General features: G+C 44.0%; 9 protein-coding genes and 1 pseudogene. 4 read left to right on the top strand and 6 right to left on the bottom strand.

Going from position 1 to position 13,482, the window contains the following annotated elements; translation table 11 throughout:
- Positions 1-325 precede the first annotated feature (325 nt).
- Positions 326-453 (top strand): annotated as a pseudogene (locus tag A372_RS39400) (SDR family NAD(P)-dependent oxidoreductase); the annotation flags it as partial.
- A gap of 713 nt (positions 454-1,166) precedes the next feature.
- Entirely contained in the window at positions 1,167-1,652 is a 486-nt protein-coding gene (locus A372_RS0101210) for a GNAT family N-acetyltransferase (RefSeq protein WP_019419026.1), read from the top strand.
- A 2,331-nt stretch (positions 1,653-3,983) separates the two neighbouring features.
- Here A372_RS0101210 and A372_RS0101200 read toward each other — a convergent pair.
- Positions 3,984-5,699 carry a methyl-accepting chemotaxis protein gene (locus A372_RS0101200; RefSeq protein WP_019419024.1) on the bottom strand — a complete coding sequence of 572 codons (1,716 nt, stop codon included), beginning with the start codon at positions 5,697-5,699 and terminating at the stop codon, positions 3,984-3,986.
- Between the two features lie 397 nt (positions 5,700-6,096).
- Between A372_RS0101200 and A372_RS0101195 the strand changes: the two genes are divergently transcribed.
- Positions 6,097-7,029, top strand: a complete 933-nt coding sequence (locus tag A372_RS0101195; RefSeq protein WP_019419023.1) for a hypothetical protein — start codon at positions 6,097-6,099, stop codon at positions 7,027-7,029.
- 306 nt (positions 7,030-7,335) lie between these two features.
- Complete coding sequence (locus tag A372_RS0101190; protein ID WP_019419022.1) at positions 7,336-8,910, top strand: M3 family metallopeptidase; 1,575 nt, start codon at positions 7,336-7,338, stop codon at positions 8,908-8,910.
- A gap of 67 nt (positions 8,911-8,977) precedes the next feature.
- On the opposite strand, the gene A372_RS38260 is transcribed toward A372_RS0101190, so the two are convergent.
- From A372_RS38260 to A372_RS0101170, 5 genes are all read right to left on the bottom strand, one after another.
- Positions 8,978-10,510 carry a hypothetical protein gene (locus tag A372_RS38260; protein WP_019419021.1) on the bottom strand — a complete coding sequence of 511 codons (1,533 nt, stop codon included), beginning with the start codon at positions 10,508-10,510 and terminating at the stop codon, positions 8,978-8,980.
- 94 nt (positions 10,511-10,604) lie between these two features.
- Positions 10,605-11,477, bottom strand: coding sequence for a DUF4179 domain-containing protein (locus A372_RS38255; protein ID WP_019419020.1), 873 nt, complete (start codon positions 11,475-11,477; stop codon positions 10,605-10,607).
- A 12-nt stretch (positions 11,478-11,489) separates the two neighbouring features.
- Positions 11,490-11,693, bottom strand: a complete 204-nt coding sequence (locus A372_RS38250; RefSeq protein WP_237728461.1) for a sigma factor-like helix-turn-helix DNA-binding protein — start codon at positions 11,691-11,693, stop codon at positions 11,490-11,492.
- A complete protein-coding gene (locus A372_RS38245; protein ID WP_237728460.1) occupies positions 11,669-11,983 on the bottom strand; it encodes a sigma factor in 315 nt (104 codons plus the stop codon). Before A372_RS38245 ends, A372_RS38250 begins: the two co-directional genes overlap by 25 nt.
- 90 nt (positions 11,984-12,073) lie before the next feature.
- On the bottom strand, positions 12,074-13,090 hold the full coding sequence (locus A372_RS0101170; protein ID WP_019419019.1) for a hypothetical protein: 1,017 nt from the start codon (positions 13,088-13,090) through the stop codon (positions 12,074-12,076).
- Positions 13,091-13,482: the final 392 nt, after the last annotated feature.

The raw sequence follows: 13,482 nt of genomic DNA, 5'->3' as shown, positions 1-13,482 counted from the left end.
TAGCTTTTAACCGATAGGTAATTAATGTTGACAATATGGGTCGGAATAATTCTACTGGAGGACACTATTTGGTTGATGAACTCTGTTTTCATGACTTTATAAGTGGCTTAAGCCACAGCATTTGTCATAGGGACAGCCTTTAACACTATTTTTACCTATCCATATTATTAACTGTGTTTCTCATCTCTTCATCCGTTAAATGAGTGTAAATAATTTTCGAATTTTTCCGGTACATATCGTGCTTCCCTGATGGGCACATTGAAGAAAAAGTGAGTAAACGATCCAAAAAATTCATGACCAACATGCCGGTGCTAAACACGAATCATTAGTCGCAGATCTAGGTTAGAGCAAAGATGCTAACAGGTGATTGAAAAATACACTTATGTTGATATTTTAATCAATTGCCTTGACATATTCGAGGCTACCGAATATTTTGATATTTCCGATGAAGATTGATTTAACATCAGGTACGCCACAAGTCGTACTGTCGGTAATGTCCTCATCTTCTTGTCAAATGCGGCAATGTCCCCAAGTTCTTGTCAAAAGCAAATGACAAGAACTTGGGGACATAAAAAAAACCGCGATTTACGCGGTATCTAATGTCTCAACGTTCTTGTCATCCGACAAGAACATTTATAAACATCCACTGGACATCTTCATTATTGTTATTCTTGAAATTGCTATTAGTTAGTATCCAATTTTTTGATATATCATGTTGTAGTTCAATCTTACTATCCCAATGTAACCACTTTAGATCGGTATCCATAAATTTATAGCTGCATTTACATGTAAATGGCTCACCTAACCTCTCTCCAAACAAAAAAGGAATTGGCATATTACATTGCTGGCATGATTTATTTAGTGGTTGTTTATAGTCCGTACTACGAGAAACATCGTATATTGATTCTATAAGCTGATAAAAATATCTTCTCTTGTCATATTCGGTTTCACCTGAAATAATATTAGTTATTTTCCAAATCGTAGCATACTATTCAGTATTATTTCTATCTCAAGTCTCGTTGAATAAGTTAAGATGAACTATTATTCTACGTCATATACTTTTGTTGACGAAAAATAGTTACGGTGCTAAACTGTGAATTGCAGTTAGAGAATATTAGTTGTTTTTCTTACATTTGGAAACTTATTACTAATGGAGGATAATCGATTTGTTAAAATTACGAAATGTAAAAATCGAAGATTTGTCTGAACTTGTATCCATTGTACATCTTTGCTTTTCAAAAGAAGAGGCAGCATCAAGAGAAGCATTTGAAAAACGTATCCATTTAATTCCGGATAGTTTTTTCGTAGCTGAAGAGAATGGCGTGATCGCGGGACTAGTGAATGGACCAGTCATTGAAGAAACATACATTACAGATGATTTGTTTACCAATATAAAAAAAAATCCACCATTAGGTGGACATCAAACAATTCTAGGATTAGCGGTTGCTCCACAATTTCAAAATAGAGGTGTAGCGTCTGAGTTGCTTACACATCTCGAAAAAGAAGCAAGGTTGTATAAACGAGAAACAATTACACTTACATGCAAAGAGGAATTAATTCACTTCTATGAAAGACATGGGTACGTCAACGAAGGTGTTTCAAGTTCCGAGCATGGTGGAGCTATCTGGTACAATATTAGTAAAAAATTGTAGTCAGGTCCAAGTGATAGGAGACCGTATTTAGTTTGTATTAGTACCTGGCACTAATTATAAACTCCAGTATTAATTACCATTATTTCTTGAATCTCTATGTAAACCCTCTTTTATAAATCCTGCCTTTTCGTAACAGGTGATGGCAGAAGTGCCACGGATGTCCGTTTTCCACGCAAAAAATCTGTCCTCGCCGATGGCTGTGCCAATCATACTAGCGTGTTCCCAGCCGGAATGGATTGTCAGAGTGGTTGGCTCTGGAGGAATCACTCTCGCTCGCATCTTTCAGAAGTATGAAATTAATCCGTTCATCAACGAATGCGAGCCCTTTGTTTCATCCCACGCGCAAGGAGGGACACTGGGATCCCCTTCTAAACCGGATAGCTTAACAAACCGGCTTTACTTACAATTCTTAGATGCTGCCCGCTGCGAAGCTGAAGACTTTCGACTTCTTAAAAAACCGGCCGGGCTATATGGTAAAATGCAGACCAGTACTATTTGTTAGGACCATGGTTTGCAAACTATCATTCTACTCGATGACAGATAACACAAACTCAAATTCGAGTATCAAGAATGGTCACACAGACGCCGACCTCGTAGTTGGTGCCGGTGCTGCCCGGCCACGAGTCTCCGACACTGTCCACAACTACGCCTGAGTAACTATGTTCGGGATCTGTTATCAAAGATGCTGTCCAATACCCTTCTACACCCGTTGGATCTGTTACAGCAGTATGTTCACATTATCGCACAACAAAGGCCTTCTGCCTCAACCAGCCTACCATTTGTATTATTCGGTAATGTCCCTAAGTTCTTGTCAAAAACGGCAATGTCCCCAAGTTCTTGTCAAATGGAAATGACAAGAACTTGGGGACATAAAACAAAAAAACCGCGATTTACACGGTATGTAGTGTCTCTATGTTCTTGTCAACCGACAGTTGTGTCCGGTAATACACATCTCCGAACTCTTGTAACAGCCACTTCGAACTACCTTACTTGGTTCATATTATTGTGTAATAAATCTTCTCGAAGTTTCGAATCTCATGGAACCCAACGAGTTTTCGACTTCTCGATAAAGTTTGTAATTTCATGTTACGAAACGAAAAAGTTCGTAGTTTAAGTTTTCGCCCATAACCCACAAGTACGAACTTCCAATCGTGAATGCGTTGATAAAGCTGGAGATTTTCATGTCCTATTGTTCGGAGTTACTTGTTACTGGACATTACATCGGTCCTGCCCGTTGAACTTAGAGTTGTTGCATAACGACCAGCGATTAAAAAAACTACTAAAAAACTACGATCTTCCCATTTCGTCAACTAACTTATAGATTGCTATACACTCCTTATAGTTATCCATTTTATTAATAGCTTCCTTTAAATCATCGTTCGTCAAATGCGTGTAAATCTCGGTTTTTTCCTTTCCACCCAACTGCAGCTGGTAAAAATAAGAATGAATCTGATTTCCCTGGTTTGTACCTACTCCTCTTATTTTTATATACTCTAATAAATCATTTAATACCTAATCACTAAAAATAAACATATTGTTCTTTACTTCCTTTTCTAATTACACGTATTAAGATCTTTTTTATATCGAGCTCTTCTAGATTGCAACCAGCGACTTATGATAAACGAAGTCCTTGATCCTAATATTAATGAGACAATTGCCGTGTCACGTTCCCTGTTATCCCATCATCGCTTTCTAATATTTTCGTTATCGGCACGGACGGGTTAAATAAAATTTGTAGCTGATTCGAATGGAGATATGCATGAGAGTTGTTTTTGTAATCGTTCCTCCCAAACACCTTCGCCAACGTCTTACGTCAATCGAGCTTTCATATTCCGCCACACCGCTGCTCTTGGAGACCTAAATAAACATAACTAATTATTTAATTAGATTGGTGGCGAACGCTTCAACCCTGTCTTCCTCGCTGCTAACTATATTTCTATATATAAGGAGGTTTTCCAAATTAAAAAGATATTAGTTGTTTTAATTGTTTTGTTGTTGGTAGCTTTTGTAGGTTGTCAAAGTACAGAAACAGCAGAGGTAGTTAAGATAATTGAAATAAATGAAAATAATATAGTGGTTGAAAATTTAAGTAATCGAATCACCACAATTACAGAAGATGGGGGGCTCCCAAGATCGTTTCAATAGAGCCGAGGTAGCAAGCATTCTACTTCAAATTTGGCATTGGTTTTATACTGTCATAGTTACAACGTCCAAACAGATGCGTAAATGCTACCGGAGGCAACATAATTGCAAAAGTAAAAACCGGCCGGCTGTCTTTGTTAACAGCCGGCCGGTTCTCTACTCGGACCGAAAATGAATTCTTATATTCGATTATAGTTTAAAGCGATTGACTATCACTTGCAATTCCTCTGCTAATGCCTTTAATTGGTCGATGGACGCGGTAATCGTCTCGATTGAAGCAAACTGTTCTTCCGATGCGGCCACCACCGTTTGTACCGTACGTGATGTCTCAGCAGCGATCTTTGCCATTTCATCCACAGAAGCCGAGACTTCTTCGGTACCCGCTGACATTTCTTCCGTAGCCGCAGATGACTCCTGCACTTGTCCAGTAACTTGCTGCACGAGCGCCATAATATGCTCAAACATTTGGCCTGCTTTTTCCACGACCTCCATACCGGATGCCACATCTTGACGGACATATGCCATGGAACTGACCGTTTCTTGCGTGCTTTGCTGTATTTCTCCGATTAATTCGGCGATTTTTTGGGCAGAATCACCAGATTGTTCGGCTAATTTGCGAACCTCTCCGGCGACTACGGCAAACCCTCTGCCGCTTTCCCCTGCTCTTGCCGCTTCAATCGAAGCATTCAACGCGAGCAGATTCGTCTGCCCGGCAATATTTGTAATCACATCGATTATTTTCTCAATTTGCAAGGAGCGTTCATTCAATTGTTCAACGGCCGTCTCGGTCGTCTTCACCGATTGACTAATCGATTTCATCTGTGCCATAGCGTCTACCAAGGTTGCGTTGCCTTGCTCGGCTTGAACAGCGGAATGACTAGACAATTCCGCAACGCTTGACGTATTATCAACGATCGATTGAATACCTCGCGCAAACTCTTCAAGGGCAATCGCGTTCTCTTCGGATGCGCTTTGCTGCAGTTTCGATCCAGACGCTACTTGCTCCATGGACGCGGCAATTTGTTCAGTCGCTTGCGTTGTTTCATTCGCATTGTCGGCTACCAGGCGCGAATTGTGAAGCAGCACTTCTGCTCGTTCATGCACGGTTTTCATAATCGATGACAACCCATCCATCATCTTGTTGAAGTCTTTCATTAGCACCCCAATTTCATCTTTCGATTCATAGGTGCCGCGGACGGTAAGATCGCCCTGCTCCGCCCTTTCCATCAGACCTTGCATTTGTCTAAGCGGCTTCACGATGATGTTGATGATAAAGTAGCCTACGATGACGCAGAGAAGGAGCGATACGACACCTATAATAACGCTGGTTGTCGTTGAAGCATGCGTTAATTGTGTCGCTTCCTTCGCTTGCTGTTCCGCCAGATCTTCGTTCCATTTGACTAGCTCGGTCAACACATTTTGCACTTTAAGGCGAATACCTCGCACATTTTCGACATAGTAGTCATACGCTTCTACGTTCTTGTTCGCAAGCCCCAATTGAATCGACTGAATATAACTGTCGCGGTACGGTTTCAACAATTTGTCGTACTCCGTAATCAGCTTCTGTTCCTGTTCCGTCTGCAAAACAGACTTATAGTTCTTCAGCAAAGTATCATTTTCGTTTTTAAACCCTTCGATTGTCGTTTGGAGTAGACTGTTTCTGCTGTCATCGCTGCTCGCCATCAACTCGAAAAGCGCGGCGTCAACGGAACGATTATTGACCATAATTTGCTTTAGCCACATAATCGACATCAGATTGTGTCCGTAAATGGTGTCGTTCTTGTGGTTAATTTCATTCATCGATTGGTACGAAGTAAATGTGCTCAGCACTAATAAAGCAATGCCGACCCCAACCAGTATAAAGATTTTAATAGAAGTATTTAAGTCTCTAAATCTAAACTTCATGGTTTACTCTCCTCTCTATAGTAGCTTAATAATTATCGACAAAATCAGACATGTTTTTTATAGCTTAATGCAGTTAAATAGTGACTATTTATAAAATTTTCTGAAAACTATTGCAATATTTCATTATTAATCAGCCAAATGGACTACATTGTTTCCTATCGATGCTCGGATCCAATATCCGAAAATTTTCTTAACGCTTTTTGTCAGACATTAGTTTCATTTGGCGTCAATAATAGTAAAGGCTGAACACCTGCATACTTTCTCAGCTTTGAAATAATACAGACGAAGGGAGAATGGAAATAGAGGAAAGGAGCATCACTGATGTCACCTGTTGTTGCCGATAACTGAAGATTTGTAAAAGTGGATATTCATTAAATAGTTCGAGAGGGTTGATTATATGACGATATATCAAGGAAATGGTGCTTATTGTTATGCAAACTCAGCTTCAATGCTGCTGTCAACGATCGGAGAAAATATTTCCCCAACATTGATTGAAGTTCTTACCGGTTTTGCATTGGGGGCTTCCCTTTCACAAAATAACATGATCTTTTTCGATAATGGCGCCAGCAGCCCGGATCAAGGCATTAATTGCGCATTTGACATATTAGGCTTTCATGTTATTGAAAAGGTGTGCGGGGAAAAGGAGCAAATTCCATTGGAGGAATTAAGGAAGGATCTCTCCAAATCACCCGTCATGTTGGGACCTTTTGATATGGGCTATTTGACTTATATGCCGAATCATCAATATCTCGGTGGATGCGATCATTATGTTCTTGCATTAAATATGAATGAAAAAGAGGTATTACTGCATGATCCAGCGGGTTATCCTTTTGTGTGGTTACCGGTTGAACAGTTGGAATTAGCATGGAAAGCTGAAAAAATCACATGCAGTCAGGGGTCTTATCGTTGTTGGGTGTCGCCGAAACGAATATCTAATCCATCATTAGATGACATTTACGATAAAGCAATCCAATTATTCAGATCGAGCTACGACGATCAACACAAATTTGCCCTGCAGGGAAATCATTTAACGGGCAGGAACGCAATTCGCTTCAAGGCTGAGCAAATCAGAAATGAACGTTTTGTCGATGGAGAAATCGGACATTTCATTCATTTTGCTTTTCCGCTCGGAGCGCGGCGGGCGCTAGATTTTTCACTGTTTTTTAGCGGCCGTCATGAAGAACTGAAAAAATTAAAGGAACAACAAACTCGATTGTTTGGCACATGCCAAACGTTAGCCATGTCAAAAAAGTGGGCTGAAGTTGCCGAAACGCTTGAGTTGCTTGCAGATGTAGAAGGAAAAATCGAATCAGCCATTTTAACTATGTAACAGCACGAATGTTATATGTTTGTGGGTAGTATCAACTTTGCTGATACTACCCCATCGTATAGTTCATCTATAAATTCCCTACTACTGTCTCTTGACTGAAATTCTCTGTTGCGACATACAAAATCAACCGAATAGTTGATTCCGTTGAGACGCTACCTTCGTAACCGACTAGTAGCCATTGGTATTTATCATGAAGCTTCTACATGACTATTTCCTATGTTTTTGTTATGGTATATATTTGTTATGGTATATATAGGAATGTTCACTATTAGACGAAGAAAATTCATTTCGCAAGGAGACAACATCATGGATGTGGCAGCCTTTTTACAGAACGAAAATGAAAATGCGCAGCAGGTATATGTACAGGTAAGTCATGCAGGCTGGATGGCAACCTCTACTGGAGAAAAAGAGTGGAACGATCGGCTTGAAGCGGCACAAAATGAATGGAAACGCTACCTCTCCGATCCCCGCCGGTTTGAGAAGATCAAGAAATATAGAAGCGATAATCAACTTTCCCTGCTCCAGCAACGCCAGTTGACTGTTCTATACAATTTGATGGCGAGCTATCAACTGGATCCGGAGCTATCGGCGCGTTCGACGAGAATGACGAAGGAGCTTGTGCAAGTCTTTAACACATACCGTCCGACCTTGGACGGCAAAACAGTATCGAACAACGACATCCGGACGATATTGGAGACGAGCAGCGATCAAGCTGAACGCAAGCGGGCCTGGTTGGCCAGCAAGCAGATCGGAAAACAGGTCGAGACTGGCGTGCTGCAATTAATACAACAGCGCAATGAAGAGGCGCGTACGCTAGGTTACGATAATTATTATCACATGAACTATGAACTGCAGGAGTTGGATTTGGACGACACGTTCGCCATCTTTCATGATCTGCTCGCCCGAAGCGAAGAGCCCTATCGCCTCGTCAAGAAGGAGATTGACGAAGACATCGCCCGTCAGTTCGGTATCGGCACGGAGCACATCCAGCCTTGGCATTATACGGATTCCTTCTTCCAGAGCGCTCCTTCGGTAGGCGACTGGAATTTGAACACTTATTTGCAAGGCCGGAGCATGGAGCGTATAACGGAAGAAACTTTCCGGAGCATGGGACTCGATATCAGTGACGTCATGAGCAGCAGCGATTTATATCCGCGCGAGAACAAATATCCTTACGGTTATTGTACGGATATGGGACGAGAAGGCAAGCCGCGCGTAATGATGAGCATCGATGTGAATGAGTTCTGGATGAGCGTCATGCTGCATGAGTTCGGGCATGCGGCTTATGAGAAATATATCGATTCGGCGCTCCCGTTTCTTCTCCGCCGGCCTGCCCATACGTTGACGACGGAAGCCATTGCAATGCTGTTCGGAAGAATGACAATGCATCCGGAATGGATCGAGCGCTTCGTGCAGCCCGGCAGTGCTGCGCTTAGCCCGCATCTATCCTCGTTGCAGGAGACGATGCGCCGCCAGATGCTGGTGAGCATGCGCTGGTACTTAACCTTTACGATGTTTGAACGCGAGTTGTATGAGCAACCGCTACAGCACGTCAACGAACGCTGGTGGCAGCTGGCAGGACATATTCAGCATTTAAATGCGCCTGAGCATACGCACTATCCGGATTGGGCAGCGAAAATGCATTTCGCGCTTGCGCCCGTCAGCTATCAAAATTATATTTTGGGAGAATTAACGGCCTCCCAACTGCAGCATTATATCAAAACCAACATCTCGCAAAACATGTTTACACAGCAAGCCGGCGATTATTTGAAGGAACGTTTTTTCGCGAGCGGCTCGACATGGAAATGGGATGAAAAGCTCATGAAAGCTACAGGCGAAACTCTGCAGCCGCACTACTTCGTCGAACAATTCATCGGCTAAGCAAAAGAGAGACCTGACTGCCATGTGCAGTTTGGTCTCTCTCTATACAAATCGTTTACTACTTTGCTTATTCAACGGCTCCGTTCTCCGTCAATATCTCCAAATCATAGAATTTGAAGTGACGGTTCATGGAAGCTTGTATCGCCGGGCTACCTTCCTTCGTAAAGGTGAAGTAACTGGTGCCCTTGTCCCGCTCCACTTTGTAACCATTCAAATCAACGCCGAACAGCTTCTGCACGTATGGAGTGGCAGCCTCAAGTACCTGATCGTCGGTGAATTTGCGGAAGATGTCTTCCGTAGCATCCGTACCTGCTTCCAAATCTTCCGAAGTATACACGGAAATAAGCCGCTCCGTTTGGAATCCAACTTCAATCCTCAAATCATTCTTTTGGTCCTCGAAGACATATATATTTATAGGTTGCCCAGATCGAGAATACAGGTGATGTGAAGCTTTGACGAGCGGCACATGCTTGCCCTTCAGATCCCGGACAGCTTGCTCTGCTGCCGCCAACGCCTTGGCATCCACTTGATCCATTGGCACAGTGACAAATATGCTCTCAATCCGATTATCTTCCAATGTCATGGTCATGTCGCCTTCCAGCGACGTGTGGATGATCCGTTCATTCGCGGACTTGGTCCGGGTGAGCATCTTCACTTCCGCTCCCAGTTGAACGCTGTTCATGCGGGTTGCCGTTTCTATAATGTGTTTCAAGTCAGAAGGAAGCTCGTCATAGGACATGGATACGTGCACATCGGCTGTTCCCTTATTCAGATCGAGAGCTACGCGGCTCTTGTGGTCCTTACTGTATAAGGTGACGTTATGATAAGCCGCTCCCTTGTATTCTTCTACGCCGTACAATTCGATGTCATGCCCAGCCACTTCTCTCATCTCACGCCGCGCTTGTTCGACGGTTGAAACGTCCAAATCGGCCACTGTCTTCGCATGTTTCGGTTCCAGCAACGTCCCTTCCTGTTCATCACCCGCTCCAGTAGGCGGGATTGTAAACTCTATCTTCTGATTGATCGTGACCGGATCCATGAAACGCCGAATCGAGATCGCGTATTCCTCCAGTTTAGGTGCAATAACTGCAATATCATAAACAGGCTTCTTGTCGTTCGCATTCCATCGGTCGTAATTATCGACTATCATTCCGAGCTCCGGACTCCACGTCAGACCGCCAACATCTTGGTAGTGTTCGTACAGCTGTTCTCCGGTCAAAGGGATGGCCTTCGTTTCCGGTGTGTGGATATCTAAGCCGTATTGCTTCCATGTTTCAGACATATCTGTTTCCTGAAGCTTTAAGTAGTATGGTTCGTACGTCAGAAAAGCAGCACCCCATGGATTACGTCCTGTCTCATCCGCTTGCACCTTAAGATGAAGAACCTTTTTATTGTCATATTCGGCGCTCTGTATCGTAATATCTTTCCCTCGATAGTTGACCTTTTTCGGGAACTTTTCGTCCAGACGGATTTGGAATGTATCTTCCACCTTCATTTGGGTCATCCAGAGCTTCTTTATCTCCAGCGTCATCTTCGTCGGCTTCTCGTTGAAATAGACGGAAGGAACGAATTCCAAGCTGCTGCGGCTGAGGCCGTTCATAACCTCCCGGAAGCTTCCGGATTGACGAATCGGATATACCTTGCCCGTCTCATCCGACAGAATGAGACTCTCGCGTATGATTTTGTCCCAATCATTAAGAGGATGCAGGTTGATTTTTCCGCCCCCCTTCGATTCGCGTGCCGATTTCGAATATCATCCGGGTCGGGGATATCTGAATGTTTTGTAAGACAAACTGCTGCATGGCTGAATCGAATGGTTCCCAGTCACGGTTCAGAGTTATAACGCGGGTAGGCTTGACGTTTTCCGCGCCGAATGGAACTTGAATATAGTCAGTTTCCGAATCAATGACCTTGAATTCTTCGTTCCGCCTCACCTTTGTCAGGCGGATCTTCAGCGGCTTCCGATTATGAGCCTGATTCATTTCCTCTACGTACTCACGGTTGAGAAACAGATCGTAAGTCCATCTGACGACGCCATCCACCTTCTGCTCGTTTCGCTTTTGAATCACATCATTGGTATCTATAGGATAACTAGTCATGCTATTCGTTTCTTCACGGGTTTGATGCGTTTCCAACTCAGGCAAAGTCGCGACATAGTCTTCCAGCTCGTTCGTCATGCGGCCGTTCCGCTGTGCTTCGGCAATATCCTCTCCCTTAATGGTAATGTCCACGTGCAGACGATCGTCTTCCAAAAACAGATTGTCCACGCTGACTTCGCGGTTTCCCCACTTTGTTTTGTAGGACGGAGTCGAAATATACCCGTGCTCCTTGGCATTCCGTATTCCGATGTATTCTCCGGCACCCTCCAGCCACTTTATGGCTGCTTCCAGCCCCGGAATCTGTTTCGCATACACGGCGAAGGATGGAACGGACATGACCGAGCCGGAAAATAGCAAAATGCCGGCGGCGGCGCACGGTGGAATCAATCCGCTTCGCGATGCGTTGAGACAAGCCTTCCGGCACAGGAACTTCAGGCAACTTTTCGAACAAGCGCTCGATTTCGTCATCTTGATAATCCATCATACTCTCGCCTCCTTCGGTTCCGCATACATCTGCTGCTTGAACAGCTTGATTGTGCTATATATTTTCGTCTTGACCGTCCCGACAGGCAGCTCGGTCATCTCCGCAATTTCTTCGAGCGTGTAGCCCTGGATATATTTCAATTGGATGAGCGCATTCAGATCCAGCATCTCGTCCGTCAGCGGCTGCTCCGCGATTCCCATAATGTCTTCATCTTCCGTATAGACATCGATTTCATTTTGCGGATATGGGTTTTGCACTGATTGATGACGATTCGTGTAAACCAAGTATTGAATTTATCGGGGTCCTTCAATTTTTTTATGTTGATAAGCGCCTTTTCTACGGCATCGCACACTGCGTCCATGCTGGCGGCTTCGTCATGCAAATAGCTGTATGCGATACGGTACGATCGTTCCTGGATGTGCTGCACCGCCAGCGCGAAGCTGTCCGTGTCCCCCCGCTGCGCCCGAACGATCAGCGTCTTCTGATCCATGTCGTCTCCTCCTTTTAGTCATCCCTTAGATGCACGGAGGATTAAAAAAGTTTTATAGGATTAAGAAATATTTTCGAAATCGATAGACGGTCAGTTCATGCCGCCCTTGGCAGGCGCAATTCTCATCATGCTCAGTTTTTTGTTCAGGCTCACTTCCACTTCTACTGTCGGTTGCCCCTTCTTCGTAAAAAGGAATAGGTTAGGGATATCTTTGTCACGTTTAACCGTGTATCCTTTCAAATCAATGCCGCACACCTCTTTCGCAGCGGGATCGGCCGCTTTTAATGCATCCTGTTCCTTGACGTCCTTAAGGAGCTTCTTGTCCACCTCAGCATTCCGCGATGTCATTACATATGAATTATGAATGCTCCACACTTTACCCGTCTGAGAACCGCTTAGTACCGATATCGAACCTTTGCTCGTCGACGCGCTCTGCAAGCTCCATGTGTCATCGCCGTTACCTTGCCTCCGCCATGCTTCTGCTATTTGAAACGTTCGACCAGAAAAATCTTTGACCGCACGTTCGGCAGCCTGGCGGACCTTCGCATCCACGGTACTTGGATCGTACTTGACTGCAGCGGCTGTCAGCTTTTCATTATCGAACTGGACACTCGCGTCCTTGCCGTTTATAAAAGTCAAGACGATACCGTCATACGAGCTCTTCCCAAAGTTCGAAATGCTACGTGATACACGATCGAAGGTGAACTTTTTCGATGCTTCTATATTCGTCAGCGCATCCAATGCGTGCTTCTTCATATCGGCATTCAATTCCTCGAATGACAACTCGACCCCGGCGCTTGTTACCTTGCCCGTCTTCTCATCAATGACGACCTGTCCCTTCTCTTTCCCTTCTTTCGGATAAATGAACCATACTCCGTCGTATTCCGATGCGCTGTCCAATTCAATATCCTTGCCTGCCAACTGGCGCATCGTTGTCTGCGCTGTCTTGAGCAAATTGGCATCCAGATCGGCAATCGTCTTCTCCTTCTGCTCCTTCGTTTCTTTGCTCGCTGGCGCCGCCACCGCCACCGTCCACACCGGTCCCATCGACGCAAGCATCATGCTGGATACGGCCAACGCCGCAATCATCTTTTTGTACGATTTCATGTAATGTTCCTCCTGTATCTAAATTGGTTTTCGTCTCTTAGATGCAAGAGGATCGGATTTAGTTCTCATTCACCAAAGAACCATAGCAATATTCTGAAAATCCTGTCCAGATAGTTCACATCTGTTTGTTCCTCTAAGGGATGGTTCATCAAAACATCCTTTTCCTCACTCTTCCGCTGCCTCAGAAAAACAAGACTGTAGTCATACAGGTTTTCATCTTACGGCTGAATCTCTGCTTTTCCTCAAATCATATGCGATCTGAGGTATTGGGAGAGTGAACAAAAGGGGAAATCAAACAGGGTGAGTGTGTGCAAAAAGCAGTTTTGATATGACCTCCCAGGAACCGTTCATCAAAAAAAGCCCACGAACAATTAAACTGTACCCTTTGTAAA

It is taken from the genome of Paenibacillus sp. OSY-SE (assembly GCF_000283315.1).
Classification (GTDB): domain Bacteria; phylum Bacillota; class Bacilli; order Paenibacillales; family Paenibacillaceae; genus Paenibacillus_B; species Paenibacillus_B profundus.
This window is presented reverse-complemented; position numbering and strand designations above follow the sequence as displayed.